The organism is Photobacterium frigidiphilum (genome assembly GCF_003025615.1).
In the GTDB taxonomy this organism is placed as follows: domain Bacteria; phylum Pseudomonadota; class Gammaproteobacteria; order Enterobacterales; family Vibrionaceae; genus Photobacterium; species Photobacterium frigidiphilum.
The window spans coordinates 380,081-400,069 of record NZ_PYMJ01000001.1 but is presented as its reverse complement, the minus strand read 5'-3'; the positions used below and the strand labels follow the sequence as shown (position 1 = coordinate 400,069).

Genomic DNA, 19,989 nt, shown 5'->3' with positions numbered 1-19,989 from the left:
TAGTTAGTGTCGGAACAAAACCGCGAATTAGCTGTTGCAGGCAATGATGCATCAACTCAAATGGTCACAGACAATGATCTTGAATTGCAGAATCCTGATGCAGAAGAAAAAAGTGCCACACGCGTCGATAGTGTACTCGGAAACCTAGACTTATTACGTCAGGTTATTCTAGTGCTGTCTGTCTCTATTTGCGTAGCGTTAATCGTGATGATGGTGATGTGGATTAAAGAACCTGAGATGCGTCCTTTGGGTACTTATGATACGGCTGAACTTATTCCGATTCTTGACCATTTTGACCAAACAAAAGTTCAGTATGAATTAGATGGTAATACTATTCGCGTACCTGCAGATAATTTTTCTTCAATTCAATTAGGGCTCACCCGCGCAGGTTTGAACAACTCCGTTGCCGAAGGCGATGACATCTTATTGCAAGACATGGGTTTTGGTGTTTCTCAACGCCTAGAAGGCGAACGCCTAAAATTAAGTCGAGAGCGACAACTTGCGCGTGCAATTGAGCAAATTCGTCAAGTACGTAAAGCGCAGGTGCTATTGGCGCTGCCGAAGCAAAGTGTTTTTGTACGTCATAACCAAGAAGCGTCAGCCACGGTATTTTTAACGTTAGGTACCAATGGCTCTTTGAAGCAGCAAGAAGTTGATTCAATTGTTGATATGGTGGCCAGCGCAGTACCCAGTTTGAAACCCAACAGGGTAACAGTGACGGATCAACATGGTCGCTTACTTAGCTCTGGCACAGAAGACCCATCAGCGACTGCACAGCGAAAAGAATACGAATTAGAGCGTAAGCAAGAACAAGCGATGCGCGAAAAAATTGATATGATTTTAATCCCGATCCTTGGCTTTGGTAATTATACCTCGCAAGTTGATGTCACGATGGATTTCAGCGCCCAAGAAGAAACCCGCAAACGCTTTGACCCATCGACACCGTCAACCCGAAGTGAGTACACGGTTGAGAATTACAATAACGGTAATATTGTTGCCGGTATTCCGGGGGCTTTGAGCAATCAACCTCCTGCAGATGCATCTATCCCTCAAGACATTGCTGACATGCAATCGGGTCGAGGTTCTAGCGACGGTGCATCTCACCGTGAAGCAACCCGTAATTTTGAGCTTGATACTGTAATCAGTCATCGACGAGCTCAAACAGGTACGGTAAGCCGTCAAACGGTTTCAGTCGCGGTTGATTATAAAGCACTAACGAACCCTGAAACGGGTGAAGTAACACGAGTGCCAGTAAGCGAAGCTGAGTTGCTTAAAATTCGCCGTTTATTGATGGGTGGTGTCGGTTTTTCTGAAGCACGTGGCGATATGTTAGAAGTTATCGCAATGCCATTTGCTTTACCGGCACAAGAACTGATTGCTGAGTTACCTATTTGGGAAAACCCAAATTTCAATACATGGGTGCGTTGGTTAGCCGCGGCACTGGTTATTATCGTTATCGTGATTGTGTTGATTCGCCCTGCAATGAAAAAACTGTTATATCCGAATCAAGCCGCAGATGGTACACCATTAGATCAAAACGGTTTACCAATATTATCTGGTGATGAGATTGATCTTATTGGCTCTGAATTAGACAGTGTTGATGGCTTTGAATTAAGCAGCAGTAATTTAGATTTACCGAATTTGCATAAAGATGAAGATTTATTAAAAGCAGTCAGAGCTCTGGTTGCCAACGAGCCTGATTTAGCGGCTCAAGTTGTGAAAAATTGGGTGAATGAAGATGGCTAATGAAGTTGCTACAGCAGAAGAAAAAAAGTTTGATGCCAACTCGCTATCAGGTATTGAAAAAGCAGCCATTCTGTTATTAAGCCTAAGTGAACAAGATGCCGCGACTATAATTCGCCACCTAGAACCCAAGCAAGTGCAGCGGGTGGGTGGTTCGATGGCAAGCATGTCAGATTTAAGCCAAGATAAAGTGTCAGCAGTTCATCGACACTTTCTAGAAGATATTCAGAAGTACACCAGCATTGGTATGGGCAGCGAAGACTTTGTTCGTAATACATTAATTGCAGCGTTAGGTGAAGATAAAGCCAACAACTTGGTTGATCAAATCTTGATGGGCAGTGGCTCTCGTGGTCTAGATTCATTGAAATGGATGGATCCTCGTCAGGTTGCGAGCATCATTTTGAATGAACACCCGCAGATCCAAACCATTGTATTATCGTATTTAGAACCTGAGCAATCTGCTGAAATTTTGGCACAGTTTCCTGAGCGTGTACGACTCGACCTAATGATGCGTATTGCTAATTTAGAAGAAGTACAACCAGCCGCTCTACATGAATTGAATGACATCATGGAGAAACAGTTTGCTGGTCAAGCGGGTGCTCAAGCGGCGAAAATTGGCGGCATGAAGGCGGCGGCAGAAATCATGAACTACCTCGATAACAGTGTTGAAGGTATGCTGATGGATCAAATTCGTGAGAACGATGAAGATACCGCTACACAAATTCAAGATCTGATGTTCGTGTTCGAAAACCTTGCAGAAGTGGATGATCGTGGTATTCAGGTTATCTTACGTGATGTACCACAAGAGCTATTACAAAAAGCCCTTAAAGGTGCAGATGATATGCTGCGTGAGAAAATCTTACGTAATATGTCTAAACGTGCGGCTGAAATGCTACAAGATGATCTAGAAGCCATGGGACCAATCCGTGTTGCTGATGTCGAAATGGCACAAAAAGAAATTCTATCGGTAGCTCGTCGTTTAGCTGATGCTGGTGAAATTATGCTGACAGGTAACGGCGGTGCTGATGAGTTCTTATAATCCGTTTTTCGCAAATTTATAGCAGGGTGTTGTTATGAACGATGATCGTCGTCGTGGTTTCTTGCGTGTATCTGAGCATCAAGCAGAAGAGCTTGAGCGCTGGGCATACCCAGATTACAGCAAGACACAAGAAGCACCACGTGATAATGCCTTAAACTATGATCCTCTTTGGCAACCACAAGAGTTGGAAGAGGAAGAAGAACAGGGGCCACCGCCCCTTACGGCGGCCGATCTGGAAGATATTCGCCAGTCTGCGAGTGATGAAGGTTTTAATGAAGGCAAAGCCACAGGTCACACTGAAGGCTTCGATGTCGGTAAAATTGAAGGCCTTGAAGCAGGACATGCTGAAGGTATTGAACAGGGTTTAGCTCAAGGGTTAGAGCAGGGGCAGGCACAAATAACAGAGCATGTGTCGCACCTTACTCAATTAGTCGAGAAGTTAGCAAATCCACTGAAACAGCTTGATGCAGAAGTGGAAAGCCAAGTGCTACATTTAGTGACGAGCTTAACGCGTGAACTGATTCGAGTTGAAGTCCAAACCAACCCGCAAGTGATGTTGAACACCATACGTGAAGTGATTGCGACATTGCCTATTGCTGAACGCCAAACACGATTAAGTATTCATCCTGATGATCTTGAAAATGTTCGTCAAGCCTACGGTGATGAAAACCTTGTTGAACGTAAATGGACATTGATTGGCGAGCCATCGCTTAATCGCGGTGATCTACAAGTTCAATCAGGAGACTCAACTGTCGATTATTATATCGACGATCGTATTCGCCATTTGTTAGAACAATTTAGCGGTGTAAACAGTCAACGAGGCGAAGCGCTATAATGTCTTCCCCACTGGCTAACCGTCTTTCTCAATATCAAACTAAAGGCATTGCGTGCCGTCCTATTGCTTCTGGGCGACTTGTGCGTGTTGTTGGCCTTACGCTAGAAGCGATTGGCTGTCGTGCGCCTGTCGGTAGCCTATGCATCGTTGAAACCCTGAATGGTGATTTAGAAGCGGAAGTCGTTGGTTTTTCCGGTGAAATACTATACTTAATGCCCAGCGAACAATTGTTAGGTGTAATGCCTGGGGCTAAAGTGACCCCTGTATTGCATGATAATGGTTTACCTGTTGGCCCTGAATTACTCGGGCGTGTCATTGATGGTGTGGGCAATCCACTCGATGGGCTGGGTGAAATATTTACTGAAAAGCGTGCCTCATTTACATCACCCGCTATCAACCCTCTCTCACGTAAACCGATTAAAGAGCCGTTAGATGTCGGCATTAAAGCCATTAATGGTTTACTTTCTGTGGGTAAAGGGCAGCGAATTGGTTTATTTGCAGGTTCTGGTGTGGGTAAATCTGTCACGCTTGGCATGATGACCCGAGGAACAACAGCTCAGGTTGTCGTTGTTGGGCTGATCGGCGAGCGTGGTCGAGAAGTAAAAGAATTTATTGATGAAATTCTAGGGGAAGAAGGGCGTAAGCGTGCGGTGGTGATTGCAGCACCTGCGGATACATCACCGTTAATGCGTTTAAAAGGCTGTCAAACAGCATTGACTATAGCGGAGTATTTCCGTGATCAAGGCTTAGATGTGTTGTTACTCATGGATTCACTGACCCGTTTTGCCCAAGCACAGCGAGAGATCGCATTATCTGTTGGTGAACCACCTGCAACCAAGGGTTACCCACCATCTGTATTTGCAAAGCTTCCCGCTTTAGTTGAGCGTGCTGGTAACGGTTCTGGTGATCAAGGCTCTATTACCGCCTTTTTTACCGTATTAACCGAAGGGGATGATTTGCAAGATCCTATTGCTGATGCATCTCGCGCCATCCTTGATGGTCATATTGTGTTGTCTCGTGAAATGGCAGATGCGGGGCATTATCCTGCGATTGATGTTGAGCGTTCAGTCAGCCGTGTTATGCCTGCAATTGTTGACGATGAACATATGCTGATGTCGAAAGCAGTAAGGCAAATATTGTCTATTTGCCGTAAGAACCAAGACTTGGTATCAATTGGCGCTTACAAGCCGGGTACCGATCCTACTATCGATCAGGCATTTAGCTTTAAGCCGAAATTAGATGCGTACTTACAGCAAGAAATGAAAGAAGCTGTCCCGTATGCAATGTGTGTGAATATGCTGCGTTCGACCCTTGGTGGGTAAGCTCTATTGGTATGGTTAGTTGGATTGGTATAATGAGTTGGGATTATTATGTCAAATAACGCATTAAATTTGATTTTAGAGCACGCTAAAGAAGAGGAACATCAGGCTTCTCTTGCCTTAAATCAAGCACGTATTGAACGTCAGAATTACCTACAACAACTACAGCAAATTGAACAGTATCGATTAGATTATTGTAAACAACTATCGACCCGTGGTCAGGAAGGTTTAACGGCCAGTTCGTATGGGCATTTGCAAAAGTTTCTTACTCAGTTAGATGAAACGCTCGCGAAACAAAAAGAAGCCGGGCATCAGTTTGAATTTCAAATTGAACAATGCAGCGAGCACTGGAATGAAGTAAGAAAAAAGCGTCGTTCAATCGAATGGCTGCTTGAGAAAAAGCAAACAGAACGACAAAAAATGCTCGACCGACAAGAGCAGAAAATGATGGATGAGTTTTCAACCCTGCAATTTGCACGACGAAACTTATAAGTTTCATAATAAATATGGTACTTGGCGCAATTTTTGCATTTAATGGCTAACTGTTATTCTCATTATCTCGAGTGGCCATGAAATCGTCCAACTTATTGTCAGCAGATTTGGCATCACCTTCGAAGGTCGTTACCGCAGCGAGTTCTTCTAAAAGTGCTTCTGTAGCCAATAATACTGTTACTGAATCGTCATCAGTAGATAAATCGACTGATAAAAGCACTCAGGCAGATCGTTTTTCGAGTGAGTATAAAGCAGCAGTTAAGGGCGATAAAGAACCTTCAGCAGAGATGATGAAAAAGTCATCTAATGATGATTTAGTTGAAAAAAATCAAACGGTTGATCTTAAAAGTCAACCAGACGAAACACATACGTTAGAGGTTAAAGGTAGCAAAGACGTTTCTCTTGATAGCGAGAATACCGCCGCTTCCGATGTTGTTTCAGTTACGGATGTTTTAGTTACCGATGCTTCTGTTATTAATGGAACAGATCAAAAAGTAGCCGTTGATACAGAGTCAAAGCAGCAAGTAATGGCTGACGGGGAAGCGTTCCTTAACCAGTTATCGGTATCAAATAAGCAGTTATCAACGCCAAGTGAGCAAGATGGCAAGTTATTGCCACCGAAAACCTCTAATCTTGACGGTCAAAAAAATGGCAGTAATGTTGAGGGGGAGTTACCTGCTTCGGGTTTGCTAACTCAAAACACGATACTTCAGCAAAAAAACAATCCTAGTACAACCAAAGAACAGCTAACAGAAACACAGGAATCAGGCGGGTTAAGTGAGGGTGAGTTAGCAAAAGTGTTTGCATCATCCAGCGTTAATATTGACAGCCAAAAAAATGACGGCCCTGTTTTGTCATCACAAAATATGCTCGATAAACCAGATGTGGCGGATGATGCTAATATCGGTGTGGATGTATCGTCACCAGATAGTGGTCAACTTGTTATGGCAGGGGCATTGGTGATGCCAAGTAATGAGCAAGCAGTATCGGCAGTAAAAAAGGCTTCACCATCTGTACAAGCAGATATAACATCATCAATTCCTTGGTCGACATCTGCATCAATACTATCCTCAGCAGCAACAGTGTCAACTGGGGCGGCAGCATCACCGCTTGTCGCTAGTCCAACAGAGGCTGTAGCGAGTCATTCAATGATGGGCGTTGGTATTGGCATCGCAGGTGCAGCAGCGTTGATAACGAATAGCGACAATACTGATGGCACTCAAACGAAAGAGATAAATAGTGCTGTTGCCAATGCAGGGTTAGCAACAGGTATGGACAGTGCGTTAAATAATACGACGCCAAATACAGATAATAAAGCGAGTGATTTTTCTCAGCAACTCAGTAGCCTGAGCGGGCAGCAAAGTGGTTTGAATATGCAGGCAAAAAGTGAAGCATTAGCTCAAGCACAATCACCGCTACAATTATCTAAAGAACAAGCTGGTGATCAGGTCTCTGAACGTATCAATATGATGATGTCGAAAAACTTAAAGCATGTTGATATTCGGCTTGATCCACCTGAACTTGGAAAATTACAAATTAGATTGTCACTTAACCAAGATCAGGCATCTGTTCAGTTTACCGTTGGTAACCAGCAAACTCGCGATTTAGTTGAGCATTCAATGCCAAGGTTGCGAGAAATGCTGCATCAACAAGGCTTGCAGCTAGCACAAAGCTCTGTGCAGCAGGATACATCTCGTCAGGCATTTTCAGGGCAGTCTGGCCAACAAAATCAGAATGATTCGGGTGCACAGCAATCTGGCAATCATTCAGGTAATGGCTCTCATGCTGGTGGTAATAATCACGACGATAACGTTATGTCGGGAGGCGAAACTGTCGATATGTATGTGAAACCTGCTGATGATCGTGTCGACTATTATGCTTAATGCGTTAGAATCGCAGCCTAGATAATAAATTGGATATTGAGTGCAGTTAAAACTGAATTTTTGTATTAGATATAAAACAATGAATTAAAGCGGATTACAAAGAAAGGATAGTAAAACGAATGGCTGATGGTGTTGAAAATACGGGAAGTAAAAAAAAGCTTTTTATTCTGATTGCATTGGCTGTAACGCTTTTGATTGGCGCAGGGGTCGCTGCATGGCTTTTAATGGGTGATGAAACATCAGAACCCGAGATGGCGACAACATCAGCAAATCAACAAGTTTCGACAGTCGTAGAGCCTGCGTACTATGTCATCATGCCGCAACCCTTTATTTTTAATGTCGTGGGTGATAAGCGTGATCGTGTCGTGCAAGTAAAAGTTCAGCTAATGGTGCGTGGTAACAATAATGAAGCTCTCGCACAGCAACATATTCCGTTGATTGAAAGTACATTATTGCAATCATTTGGTGCCGCAACTGTAGAACAGTTACGCACACCAAGTGGGCGTGTTGATTTACGTAAGCAGGCATTATTTGCTATTCAATCTTCGATGGAAAAAATCTCTGGCCAGCAAGTAGTCGATCGTGTGCTATTTACTGGCTTCGTAATGCAGTAGGTTAAATGTGAGTGACTTATTAACTCAAGATGAAATCGACGCCCTTTTACATGGTGTCGACGACGTAGAAGATGAAGATGAACAGTCCTTAAGTGAGACGGGGATATCATCGTTCGACTTTTCATCACAGGACCGTATTGTCCGTGGTCGAATGCCTACGCTGGAATTGATCAATGAACGTTTTGCTCGCCACATGCGGATCAGCTTGTTTAACATGCTGCGTAAAACCGCAGAGGTGTCGATTAACGGCGTGCAAATGATTAAGTTTGGTGAATACCAAAATACATTGTATGTACCTACCAGTTTAAACATGGTGCGATTCCGCCCTTTAAAAGGCACGGCTTTGATAACCATGGAAGCACGTTTAGTCTTTATTTTAGTCGAAAACTTTTTTGGCGGGGACGGTCGCTTTCACGCCAAGATTGAAGGCCGTGAATTTACGCCAACAGAACGTCGAATTGTACAAATGCTATTGAAATTAGTGTTTGAAGATTACCGTGAAGCGTGGTCTCCCGTTATGGGCGTTGAATTTGAATATCTAGATTCAGAAGTTAACCCGACCATGGCAAACATCGTTAGCCCAACAGAAGTCATTGTTGTGAGTTCTTTCCATATTGAAGTGGATGGTGGTGGTGGTGATTTCCATGTTGTTATGCCGTATTCAATGGTAGAGCCGATCCGCGAGCTACTAGATGCTGGTGTTCAAAGTGACAAAATGGACAAAGATGTCCGTTGGAGTATGGCGCTGCGTGAGGAGATCATGGATGTACCTGTGAATCTTCGTGCTAAATTATTGGATGTCGATTTATCGTTACGCGATTTAATGGAATTACAAGCTGGCGACATTATCCCTATTGATGTACCAGAGTCGGCAACAGTATTTGTTGAAGATCTGCCGACTTATCGCGCCAAAATGGGTAAATCGGGTGATAACATCGCCTTAAAGATTACGCAAAAACTCAAGCGACCAGATATGGTAAAAACGGATTTAGCGTTTCTAGACCGTGATGAACTCGGCGCTGCATTACTCAATATTAATGAATCAGACAATTAACAATCATAGGTAATATTATGTCTCAGAATGATCAACAAATGGCTGACGATTGGGCTGCGGCACTTGCTGAGCAAACTGTCGATGGTGCACAACCCGCACCTTTAGAAGAGCTTGTTGATGAAAGTACGCCGATTTCGGATGATGAGCGTCGTAAACTTGATACGATCATGGATATTCCGGTCACTATTTCAATGGAAGTAGGGCGAACTCAAATTAGTATTCGTAACCTGCTGCAATTGAACCAAGGTTCCGTTGTTGAACTTGACCGCATTGCTGGTGAGCCATTGGATGTTATGGTGAACGGCACATTGATAGCGCATGGTGAAGTTGTTGTCGTGAATGATAAGTTCGGTATTCGTCTTACCGACGTAATTAGCCAGACAGAGCGCATTAAGAAATTACGTTAAGGTTTGTTATGAGATCCCCTTTTTTAGCATTGATTAGCTTTTGCTTGGTCGTTTTTACTACGCCTGCATTGGCTGCCTCTCTGGCTCCCGAGATGAATATAGCCACGACATTAGCCTCATTAGTGTTAGTGGTTATTTTTATTATTTTTTTAGCTTGGTTACTAAAACGCATGAAGTTGCCTGGAATTCAAGGGGCTGATGGGGCACTTAAAGTCCTGAAGCAGTTACCTATAGGACAACGTGAACGTATTGTTTTATTACAAGTTGGTGAGGAGCAATTATTGGTTGGTGTTACTCAGCACAATATTTCTTTGTTGACGAAGTTAGAACAGCCTTTGGCTATGGATGCACAGCCGAGTGGTGATTTTGCGAACCACTTAAGTAAATTATTAAAGACCAATGATAAAAAATAACCTTATTGCTGTTGTTCTAGCGGCTTTTGCTTTCTTTGTCAGTTTACCTGTAATGGCAGAAATTGATGCAATGGTACTGCCTGCGACGTCAGCCAGTGAAAGCGTAACCGTGAGTAGCATGCAAAACGACCAAGGCGCAGCGAGCTTTATTCAATCTGCAAGTCGTGGTGGTATTCCTGCTTTTTCTGTCACCACTAATCCTGATGGTGGCGAAGATTATTCGGTAACGTTGCAGATCCTCGGTTTAATGACGGCATTGGGTTTTCTACCTGCCATTGTTATTTTGATGACCTCATTTACACGTATTGTGGTGGTGTTATCTATTCTTCGACAAGCAATGGGTTTACAACAGACGCCATCGAATCAGGTTATTATTGGTATTGCACTATTTATGACATTCTTTGTGATGTCGCCAGTCATCGATAAAGTAAATGCTGATGCTGTTCAGCCCTATATCAATGAAGAAATTACCGCTGCGCAGGCATTTGAAACAGCCCAAGTGCCGTTACGCCAATTTATGCTCAAACAAACACGTGTTAAAGACTTAGAAAGTTTCGTTAATATGTCAGGCTCGACAGCAACTGCACCCGAAGATGTGCCGATTACGGTATTGATTCCTGCGTTTATAACGTCTGAATTGAAAACGGCATTTCAGATTGGATTTATGCTGTTTTTGCCTTTCTTGATCATTGACCTTGTTGTTGCTTCTGTCTTGATGGCAATGGGTATGATGATGCTGTCACCGATGATCGTATCGTTACCCTTTAAGTTAATGTTGTTTGTTCTGGTTGATGGCTGGAACCTTATCTTGACCACGTTAGCGGGAAGTTTTGGTACTTAGTTGTTAGATGTTTATTACTACATCTGGTTTCTTATTGAGTATCGAATCGAAAAGGAAGTGTTATGACACCTGAAGCGTTTGTCGAAATATTTCAAGAAGCTTTGTTTATGGTACTTATCATGGTGTGTGCCATTGTTGTACCTGGGTTATTAATTGGTCTAGTCGTTGCGGTTTTCCAAGCGGCCACCTCGATCAATGAACAAACATTAAGTTTCTTGCCCCGATTAATTGTGACCTTATTAGCGTTGATGTTTTTTGGACATATGATGACAGGAATGCTGATGGATTATTTTTTTCGCATCATAGATCGTATCCCCCAGATTTTATATTAGCGTTGCTTATGATTTTTTTGGATCACGCATAACCTATGACTTACCCGTCAGCACTTATACTCGATTGGCTTGCTAATTATTTTTGGCCCTTTACGCGCATTTCGTCGATGATGATGACAATGACGTTTTTTGGTGCCCGTTTTGTCTCGCCTAAAATTCGTTTGTATCTTGGTTTAACCGTTACTTTTGCGGTCATGCCAGCATTACCCGCAGTGCCAGCTAACATTGAATTATTGTCTTTGCAGGGTTTTTTAATCACGGCTCAACAAATTGTTATTGGTGTATCCATTGGGTTAGTGACGCAATTTGTGACACAAACCTTTGTCTTGGTTGGGCAAATATTGGGTATGCAGTCTAGTTTAGGTTTTGCATCCATGGTTGATCCGGCTAATGGCCAGAATACGCCTGTGCTTGGTCAGCTTTATCTATTTCTTGCAATCATGCTGTTCTTGGCAACAGATGGTCACCTTGAAATGCTAAATGTTATCGTACTGAGTTTTAAAACATTGCCGATAGGGCAAGAAATGTTTCGCCCTGATGATTATTACCAATTGGCGGGTTGGTTTGGTCATATGTTTAAAGGTGCACTTAACATGGCATTAGCCGGTGTTATTGCTTTGTTGACGGTAAACTTGTCGTTTGGCGTAATGACGCGAGCTGCACCGCAGTTAAATATCTTTGCATTGGGCTTTTCATTTGCATTGCTACTGGGTTTACTAATCAGTTGGTACTTGGTTATGGGTATGTTGCCTCAGTATCAACATACTTGGGATTTCGGTTTTCAGCAGATTTGTAGCCTGATTAGGGTGGATTGCTGATGGCTGAGTCTGATGGGCAGGAACGTACCGAAGACGCCACGGCCAGAAAGCTCGAGCAAGCTCGAGAAAAAGGGCAAGTGGCACGTTCCAAAGAATTAGCGTCTGTTGCTGTATTAGTAATGGGTGCTGTTTCGCTTATATGGTACGGCGAAGGGCTGGGTAAAGCATTAGCTGAAATAATGACACAAATGTTTTCGCTTAGTCGTGAAGAAATTTACGATCTAAATCGGTTATTCTCAATAATGCTCACTGCAATATGGAGTGTTGTTTTTCCGCTTGGTTTGGTATTGATCGTTCTATTTACAGCGGCGCTGATTGGTGCGGCTGGTTTAGGCGGTGTGAGTTTTTCTGTTGAGGCGGCAATGCCAAAATTGTCAAAGATGAATCCGATGAGTGGATTTAAACGCATGTTTGGCATGCAAAGTTGGGTTGAACTCATTAAATCAATTCTGAAGGTTTTGTTGGTTGCGGGTGTTGCAGCTTACTTAATGTATTCAAGCTTGAACGATTTCTTCTTATTAAGTCTAGAAGTTTATCCGTCTAATATATTTCATGCACTTGATATTTTGATGCAATTTATTTTATTGATTTGTTGTTCACTGTTGGTGATTGTGGCAATTGATGTGCCATATCAAATTTGGCAGCACAATGAACAATTAAAAATGACCAAGCAAGAAGTGAAAGATGAATACAAAGATACTGAAGGTAAGCCTGAAGTCAAAGGGCGTATTCGTATGCTTCAACGTGAGATGGCACAACGGCGAATGATGGCTGATGTGCCTCAAGCAGATGTTATTATTACCAACCCAGAGCACTTTTCGGTTGCGCTACGTTATGACCCTAAACTCGATTCAGCCCCTATTGTTATCGCCAAAGGTGTAGATCATACTGCATTGAAAATCCGAGAAATTGCGAATAAGCATAATATCGATATTGTGCCCGCCCCACCGTTGGCACGTGCTATCTATCATACCACTGAGTTAGAGCAGCATATTCCTGATGGGTTATTTGTTGCAGTTGCTCAGGTGTTAGCATATATATTCCAATTGAAGCAATATCGAAAAGGGCGAGGGCAGCGGCCTAAGTTGGCTAAAGAAGCAATGACAATCCCGACGGATCTACGCCACTAAAGGTGGAGGAGGGATATCTTGACTATGAACCTAGCTGGATATTTTGATTATATAATGTTCACTTTAGGGCCTTTTTAATTTATGCGGTAACTTAAAATGTTATAAATAATGGCAATAATCACAAAATACACTCCTTTTATAATCGCTTATACAAATATCTGTTAATCTCCATTGGCGTCAAAAAAATGACCATCATATGGGCATGATTCTTGCTTGGGTAGTTATTCTTTCTGGTCGCTCGAATACATTAATCTGAGCCACTATTGTCATGTGCGCCGTGTTGAAAAATTAAGATTTCATGAAACTATCGCTACCATTTTTGGATAAATTACCGTTATCCCGGTTACAGTCTTTGCCTGCAGTAGGCGCACCAGTCATGGTATTGGCAACATTGGCAATGATTATCTTGCCGATGCCTCCAATGCTATTGGATATGGCATTTTCTTTTAATATCGCGCTATCGCTGGTGGTGTTACTGGTTACGATTTATACCCGTCGTCCACTTGATTTTGCTGCATTTCCAACGGTGCTTTTAATTGCCACGTTATTGCGATTAGCCCTTAACGTTGCCTCGACCCGAGTTGTTTTACTCTATGGCCATGAAGGTCCTGATGCGGCAGGGCAAGTGATTGATGCCTTTGGCTCAGTTGTGATAGGCGGAAACTACGCAGTTGGTTTGGTCGTCTTTCTTATTTTGATGATCATTAACTTCATGGTTGTAACGAAAGGTGCAGGGCGTATCTCAGAAGTGAGCGCGCGTTTTACCTTGGATGCTTTACCCGGTAAACAGATGGCGATAGATGCCGATTTGAATGCAGGGCTAATCGATCAAGATCAAGCACGTACTCGCCGTTTTGAAGTAACAAAAGAAGCGGATTTTTACGGTTCTATGGATGGTGCGTCGAAATTTGTAAAAGGTGATGCGATTGCGGGTATCTTGATTCTTTGCATCAATATTATTGGTGGATTGATCATTGGTATGGTGCAACATGACTTGCCATTTGGTGAAGCTATTCAAATATATAGCTTACTGACCATTGGTGATGGGTTGGTTGCTCAGATACCGTCACTGTTACTGTCGATTGGTGCGGCAATGATGGTGACCCGTCAAAATACTGACGAAGACATGGGGGAGCAGCTGTATTTTCAGTTGTTCAATAATCCTCAGTCGTTGATTGTGACGGGCGGTATTTTATTTGTAATGGGTATAGTACCCGGTATGCCGCATATACCATTTTTGTTATTAGCGGCCATGATCGGTGGTTTCGCCTACTGGCGAATTAAGAAAGAAAAACGTGATGCGCTTATCGAAAAAGAAGCACCGTCAACAGAACTGGCATTGCAACCTTCGCAGAAAGAGCTCTCATGGGATGATGTTCAACCTGTCGATATTGTTGGGCTTGAAGTGGGTTATCGTTTAATCCCTATGGTCGATAAAGAGCAAGGCGGAGAGTTACTTGATCGCGTGAAAGGGGTGCGTAAAAAGCTATCACAAGATTTTGGATTTCTTATTCCTCCCGTACACATTCGCGATAATTTGGAGTTGCCCCCGAATAGCTATCGTATCAGCTTGATGGGCGTAGCTTGTGGCGAAGCCAATATTCACCCCAATATGGAATTAGCGATTAACCCAGGGCAGGTGTTTGGTACGATTGATGGTGAGAAAACCACCGATCCTGCTTTTGGATTAGAAGCGGTATGGATAATGGAATCACAGCGCGAGCATGCGCAAGCATTAGGCTATACCGTTGTGGATTCTGCAACGGTATTAGCAACACATTTAAGTCAAATATTGACCAATAGTGCATCACAGTTACTCGGACATGAAGAAGTACAAAACTTACTAGAGATGCTAGGTCAATCAACACCGAAACTGGTTGATGGTTTTGTGCCGGATCAGTTGCCGTTAGGTGCGGTGGTTAAAGTGATGCAAAACTTGCTGAACGAGGCAATTCCTGTCCGCGATATTCGAACAATTATTCAGACATTGTCGGAGTATTCATCAAAGAGTCAAGATCCTGACATTCTGACTGCGGCAGTTAGAATTGGACTAAAACGTTTAATCGTACAAGAAATCAATGGTATAGAGATTGAGCTGCCTGTGATTACATTGGTTCCAGAGTTGGAACAAATTTTGCATAAAACAATGCAATCTGCTGGTGGTGAATCGTCAGGTATTGAACCTGGTTTAGCTGAGCGACTTCAACGTTCATTGACTGAGGCAACGCAACAGCAAGAGTTGAAAGGGGAGCCTGCAGTATTACTGACATCTGGTGTCTTACGTTCAACACTTGCAAAGTTTGTTAAAAATACAATACCAAGCTTGCGCGTGCTGTCTTATCAAGAAGTGCCTGATGAGAAGCAAATACGTATCGTGAATGCAGTCGGTAATTAATCGCTATTTGTGAAGAGCCTTATTGGCTACTTGCTTTGGTCTGTTAATTGGATTTGATGGAAATCTCGACTTCGGTTAAAGCGTGATTTGACGGGAATATAAGAGTGAAAATAAAACGATTTTTTGCCAAAGACATGCGAACAGCGCTCAGTGAAGTAAAAGAAGAGCTAGGTGCTGATGCGGTAATCATGTCCAATAAAAAAGTGACCGGCGGAGTCGAAATTGTTGCTGCCGTTGATACAGATATTGCGAATGAACCACCAAAAGCATCTCAAAACACACGTGATGCTTTGGCTAATCGTCTTGGTCAAGCAAAGCGAAAGCTGGCTGAAGACCAAGTACAGATAAAGCAATCAGCAGCAAGTCGTTTTGCCAGTGTATTGCAAAACTATACTGGCGATAAGCCAAAAGATAGCTCGCCAGAAGCTGACTCGTTATCGGCATTACTGAACCGTCAGTCCAAACAGCACGGTGAGCCTTCAGAACGTCATAGCTACAATCGTTCAAACAGCGATAATCGCGGTGGACGTTCGCCATCGGCGTTACAGGCACATAATAAGCAGCCTCCTCAAAGGGAGTCTCATGCTCAAGGGAAGGGAAACTATCGGAATATGGGCGATGGACATCGTGCAGGTTCTGATCGTTTCAGTGGCGAGCATAATGATAATCGTCAATCAGGATTCTCTGCTCGTGGTATGAATTCCGCTCAACAATCTAAGGCTAATCCATTAGATTTTGGTGATTATCGTCGTCCGTACCCTGCGCGCAATGAACAGCCACAAAATGAACCGCGACAGCGCGAGCAAGCATCAGAGTTTGGCCGTGGACGTGATAGCCGAGCTGAATCCTCTTTTAGCCATAATAGCTCTCATCTTAATCAGTCGCGTTTAGACCCATCGCGTTATGATGCGAAATCGCCACGTTCAAACGATGAAATGGAGACGATGCGTTCAGAAATGTCATCGATCCGCAGTTTGCTTGAGCATCAGCTGTCTGGCTTGATGTGGCAAGAAGTCGAACGACGTGAACCTATGCGCGCAATGATGATAAAGCGATTAGAAAAAATGGGCTTATCATCAGAACTTGCCGACCAATTTGCGAGTTATATTCCAGAAGATGTACCCGCCCATGAAGCATGGCCAGCATTACTGGATTTATTAGCAGATCAAATTATTACGACCAGCGATTGTATTTTAGAAACCGGTGGTGTGGTCGCTTTATTAGGACCAACAGGCGTCGGTAAAACAACCACCATTGCCAAGCTTGCTGCAAGAGCGGCGATGGATTTCGGTGCAGATGAAATTGCACTGGTTACAACCGATACATACCGTATTGGAGCACATGAACAATTGGCTACTTATGGGCGAATTCTGGGATGTCCGGTAAGAGTTGCTAAAGATGCTGAAGAACTTGCCGATATACTTCATCAGTTAAGACATCGACGTTTAGTATTGCTTGATACTGCGGGTATGGGGCAACGAGATATTCGTCTATCAGAGCAGCTTGATACTTTAATGCAAAACAGTGGCGCACATATTCGCAGCTTCCTTGTTTTGCCTTCAACGGCTCAGCGTCGAGTATTACAAGAAACCATTGAACATTTCCGTCGGATACCACTTTCAGGGTGTGTACTGACAAAGCTGGATGAATCATTAAGTTTAGGTGAGGTAATGTGCGTGACAATACAAAATGCATTACCTATTGCTTACTTAGCCGATGGTCAGCGTGTCCCCGAAGACATTAAAGTTGCAACAGGTAACTACCTTGTCTCACGCGCTAATGAATTATTAGAACAAGAAATTAGTCAGCAATCTCATTTCTGGAGTAGTGATAGTTCAGAGAACAAGGCGGCGGATTATTATGATTGAGAACATGATGCAGGATCAAGCAAGCGGCTTGCGCCGTATGACAAAATTATCATCAACGAAAGTGATTACGGTGACTGGCGGTAAAGGTGGCGTGGGTAAAACTAACGTGACGTTAAGCATGGCTATTTCAATGGCTCGCCAAGGTAAAAAAGTGATGGTGCTCGATGCCGATTTAGGGTTGGCAAACGTTGATGTGATGTTAGGTCTACGTTCTGGGCGAAACTTATCGCATGTACTTGCTGGGCAGTGTGACTTGCAAGATGTGATTCTTGAAGGTCCGTACGGTGTTAAAATTATTCCCGGTTCATCAGGCACACAAAAAATGGCGGAGTTATCTCCGGCACAACATGCAGGCTTGATTCGTGCTTTTGGTAACTTGCAAGATGACATTGATGTGTTACTTGTTGATACTGCCGCTGGTATCTCGGATATGGTGTTAAGTTTTGCTCGCGCAGCACAAGATGTATTGGTGGTCGTGTGTGACGAACCAACCTCGATTACTGACGCGTATGCACTCATCAAAGTATTAAGCCGTGAATACGATGTTCAGCGCTTTAAAATTGTCGCCAACATGGTGCGAAGCTACCGTGAAGGGCGAGATTTATTCACTAAGTTGACGCGAGTCACTGAACGTTTTTTAGATGCAAACCTTGAACTTGTTGCTTGTGTGCCTCTAGATGATCGCGTTCGCCAAGCGGTTAAACGGCAGAAGATTGTTGTTGATGCCTTCCCGCGCAGTCCGGCAGCGTTAGCATTAACGTCATTATCGAACAAAGCGTTGACCTGGCCTGTTCCACATAATCCGGGTGGTCATTTAGAATTTTTTGTTGAAAGATTACTGGTGAAGCCAACTTCTTCAGAGGTGCCAAGAGGTGAATAAAGCGCTTGCTTATGGGCAATATAAGGAAAGCCCGCAAGCATTTATCGAGCGCTATTCGTCGCTGGTTAAACGCATTGCGTACCACCTGATGGGAAGGCTTCCGTCTAGCGTACAAGTCGAAGACTTGATTCAATCAGGTATGATTGGTTTGCTAGAAGCACAGCAAAATTATGATCCAACCAAAGGGGCGAGTTTTGAAACCTTTGCGGGTATTCGTATTCGAGGAGCCATGCTAGATGATATTCGTCGTGGTGATTGGGTTCCTCGATCTGTGTATAAGAATAACCGACGCATTACCGAGGCCATGGCACAGCTTGAAAATAAGCTAGGTCGCGACCCAACAGATACAGAAATTGCCGAACATCTCGAAATGACGCTTGATCAGTACCATCAAGCATTAAATGATGTTAATTGTGGGCGTCTTGTTGGCATGGATGATCTTGGTGTGTCAGAAGATGCAGTGACAACCGAGGCGTCACGAGAAGAAAATCTTCCCTTTCAGGGTGTTGTAGATGATAATTTCCGCCAATCTTTGGCTGATGCCATTAAAACGCTCCCTGAAAGAGAGGCTTTGGTTCTATCACTCTATTATGACGAAGAACTTAATCTTAAAGAGATCGGAGTCGTTGTTGGGGTGAGTGAGTCCCGAATTTGCCAGATTCATAGTCAGGCTATGCAACGTTTGCGCTCTAAGCTAACCGCTTGGGCTGCTTAATACTGTTTAGTATTACTAAATAAAACCTAGATAAAAAACACTGTGACCTCAGTGGAGGCAACTTTGAACAAAAATATAAAAATCTTAATTGTTGATGACTTTTCGACAATGCGACGAATCGTTAAAAACTTATTACGTGATCTGGGTTTTAATAATACCCATGAGGCTGATGATGGCTTAACGGCATTACCAATGTTGAAAAAAGGCGATTTTGATTTTGTCGTTACAGATTGGAACATGCCAGGTATGCAAGGTATCGATTTACTTAAACACATCCGTGTTGATGAAAAATTGAAGCATCTACCTGTTCTTATGATCACGGCAGAAGCAAAGCGTGAACAAATCATAGAAGCGGCACAAGCTGGTGTGAATGGATACATTGTTAAACCATTTACAGCAGCAACGCTAAAAACGAAGTTGGATAAAGTATTCGAGCGGATGCAATAATCACTTTTGATTGAGCGTAAAAGGCAAGGGTAATAATAATAATGATTTCACTCGAACAGGCAAAACAGCTTGTTAGCTTACTGGAAGATGGTAAGCAAGCTGAAGCCAACTTACTTGTGCAGACTGTCGTTTCTGATTCACAGGAACCGATGTTTGCAGAGGTGGGTAAAATAACCCGGCAATTACATGATTCGCTCGCAAACTTTCGCCTTGATCCTCGTATTAATGATTTAGCTAAAACTGAAATACCTGATGCCCGCGATCGTCTTTCTTATGTGATAGATAAAACGGAAGCGGCAGCGAACAAAACGATGGATGCGGTCGAAAGTGCTTTACCTATCGCTGATAAACTTCACGAGACATTGCTTCACGTTCACCCCCAGTGGAAGTGCTTAATGGCAGGCAAAATTGAACTCTCAGAGTTCAAAACAATGTGCCACGACATTGATCATCTATTGGTACAGGTTGAAGGTGATAGCGGTGAACTTCGCAATCAACTGACAGAAATAATGATGGCACAGGACTTTCAAGACCTTACCGGACAAATTATTCGTCGTGTGATTGAGTTAGTACATGAAGTTGAAGATCGATTGGTTGATATTCTTAAAGCGTTTGGCATGGAACAAGACGATAGAGCAGAAACCCTCACGGTAGCGGCGCTGACCCCTGAAGGTCCAATTGTTAATGCAGAAGAGCGTGAAGATGTTATGTCTACGCAAGATGATGTTGACGATTTGCTATCAAGTCTTGGATTTTAGGGGAAA

20 protein-coding genes are annotated in these 19,989 nt (G+C 43.2%); all 20 read left to right on the top strand.

Translation table 11 applies throughout. The features are described from left to right. Positions 1 to 6: 6 nt before the first annotated feature. Positions 7 to 1,746, top strand: a complete 1,740-nt coding sequence (gene fliF, locus C9J12_RS01745; RefSeq protein ID WP_107241127.1) for a flagellar basal-body MS-ring/collar protein FliF — start codon at positions 7 to 9, stop codon at positions 1,744 to 1,746. After that, entirely contained in the window at positions 1,739 to 2,782 is a 1,044-nt protein-coding gene (fliG, locus tag C9J12_RS01740) for a flagellar motor switch protein FliG (protein WP_107241126.1), read from the top strand. The genes fliF and fliG overlap by 8 nt, the downstream gene beginning before the upstream one ends. Positions 2,783 to 2,816: 34 nt before the next feature. Then, entirely contained in the window at positions 2,817 to 3,617 is an 801-nt protein-coding gene (gene fliH / locus C9J12_RS01735; RefSeq protein ID WP_107241125.1) for a flagellar assembly protein FliH, read from the top strand. Further along, complete coding sequence (gene fliI / locus C9J12_RS01730; protein ID WP_107241124.1) at positions 3,617 to 4,939, top strand: flagellar protein export ATPase FliI; 1,323 nt, start codon at positions 3,617 to 3,619, stop codon at positions 4,937 to 4,939. The genes fliH and fliI overlap by 1 nt, the downstream gene beginning before the upstream one ends. 48 nt (positions 4,940 to 4,987) lie before the next feature. Then, positions 4,988 to 5,428 carry a flagellar export protein FliJ gene (gene fliJ, locus C9J12_RS01725; protein ID WP_006230972.1) on the top strand — a complete coding sequence of 147 codons (441 nt, stop codon included), beginning with the start codon at positions 4,988 to 4,990 and terminating at the stop codon, positions 5,426 to 5,428. Between the two features lie 77 nt (positions 5,429 to 5,505). After that, on the top strand, positions 5,506 to 7,311 hold the full coding sequence (locus tag C9J12_RS01720) for a flagellar hook-length control protein FliK (protein ID WP_227876248.1): 1,806 nt from the start codon (positions 5,506 to 5,508) through the stop codon (positions 7,309 to 7,311). 119 nt (positions 7,312 to 7,430) lie between these two features. Further along, a complete protein-coding gene (gene fliL / locus C9J12_RS01715) occupies positions 7,431 to 7,925 on the top strand; it encodes a flagellar basal body-associated protein FliL (protein ID WP_107241122.1) in 495 nt (164 codons plus the stop codon). Positions 7,926 to 7,932: 7 nt separating this feature from the next. After that, complete coding sequence (gene fliM / locus C9J12_RS01710; RefSeq protein WP_107241121.1) at positions 7,933 to 8,979, top strand: flagellar motor switch protein FliM; 1,047 nt, start codon at positions 7,933 to 7,935, stop codon at positions 8,977 to 8,979. Positions 8,980 to 8,996: 17 nt separating this feature from the next. Then, on the top strand, positions 8,997 to 9,386 hold the full coding sequence (gene fliN, locus C9J12_RS01705; protein ID WP_011217678.1) for a flagellar motor switch protein FliN: 390 nt from the start codon (positions 8,997 to 8,999) through the stop codon (positions 9,384 to 9,386). Positions 9,387 to 9,394: 8 nt separating this feature from the next. Next, positions 9,395 to 9,799 (top strand): flagellar biosynthetic protein FliO, encoded by a 405-nt coding sequence (gene fliO, locus C9J12_RS01700; protein WP_107241120.1) that lies wholly within the window; start codon positions 9,395 to 9,397, stop codon positions 9,797 to 9,799. Beyond that, the gene (gene fliP, locus C9J12_RS01695; protein WP_107241119.1) at positions 9,786 to 10,640 is read left to right on the top strand and encodes a flagellar type III secretion system pore protein FliP; all 855 of its coding nucleotides are present in this window, start codon (positions 9,786 to 9,788) and stop codon (positions 10,638 to 10,640) included. Before fliO ends, fliP begins: the two co-directional genes overlap by 14 nt. Before the next feature lie 62 nt (positions 10,641 to 10,702). Continuing rightward, the gene (fliQ, locus tag C9J12_RS01690) at positions 10,703 to 10,972 is read left to right on the top strand and encodes a flagellar biosynthesis protein FliQ (RefSeq protein ID WP_006230979.1); all 270 of its coding nucleotides are present in this window, start codon (positions 10,703 to 10,705) and stop codon (positions 10,970 to 10,972) included. Positions 10,973 to 11,007: 35 nt separating this feature from the next. Continuing rightward, entirely contained in the window at positions 11,008 to 11,790 is a 783-nt protein-coding gene (gene fliR, locus C9J12_RS01685; RefSeq protein WP_107241118.1) for a flagellar biosynthetic protein FliR, read from the top strand. After that, on the top strand, positions 11,790 to 12,920 hold the full coding sequence (gene flhB / locus C9J12_RS01680; RefSeq protein ID WP_107241117.1) for a flagellar biosynthesis protein FlhB: 1,131 nt from the start codon (positions 11,790 to 11,792) through the stop codon (positions 12,918 to 12,920). The genes fliR and flhB overlap by 1 nt, the downstream gene beginning before the upstream one ends. Before the next feature lie 298 nt (positions 12,921 to 13,218). Next, a complete protein-coding gene (flhA, locus tag C9J12_RS01675) occupies positions 13,219 to 15,315 on the top strand; it encodes a flagellar biosynthesis protein FlhA (RefSeq protein WP_107241116.1) in 2,097 nt (698 codons plus the stop codon). A 104-nt stretch (positions 15,316 to 15,419) separates the two neighbouring features. Continuing rightward, positions 15,420 to 17,183, top strand: a complete 1,764-nt coding sequence (flhF, locus tag C9J12_RS01670) for a flagellar biosynthesis protein FlhF (protein ID WP_107241115.1) — start codon at positions 15,420 to 15,422, stop codon at positions 17,181 to 17,183. Continuing rightward, complete coding sequence (locus tag C9J12_RS01665; RefSeq protein WP_107241114.1) at positions 17,176 to 18,063, top strand: MinD/ParA family protein; 888 nt, start codon at positions 17,176 to 17,178, stop codon at positions 18,061 to 18,063. Before flhF ends, C9J12_RS01665 begins: the two co-directional genes overlap by 8 nt. Further along, positions 18,056 to 18,778, top strand: coding sequence for an RNA polymerase sigma factor FliA (locus C9J12_RS01660; RefSeq protein ID WP_107241113.1), 723 nt, complete (start codon positions 18,056 to 18,058; stop codon positions 18,776 to 18,778). The genes C9J12_RS01665 and C9J12_RS01660 overlap by 8 nt, the downstream gene beginning before the upstream one ends. A gap of 63 nt (positions 18,779 to 18,841) precedes the next feature. After that, positions 18,842 to 19,225, top strand: a complete 384-nt coding sequence (cheY, locus tag C9J12_RS01655; RefSeq protein ID WP_006230986.1) for a chemotaxis response regulator CheY — start codon at positions 18,842 to 18,844, stop codon at positions 19,223 to 19,225. 41 nt (positions 19,226 to 19,266) lie between these two features. Further along, positions 19,267 to 19,983: a protein phosphatase CheZ gene (locus C9J12_RS01650; protein WP_107241112.1), complete on the top strand. Its 717-nt coding sequence runs from the start codon at positions 19,267 to 19,269 to the stop codon at positions 19,981 to 19,983. The last annotated feature ends 6 nt before the right edge of the window (positions 19,984 to 19,989 follow it).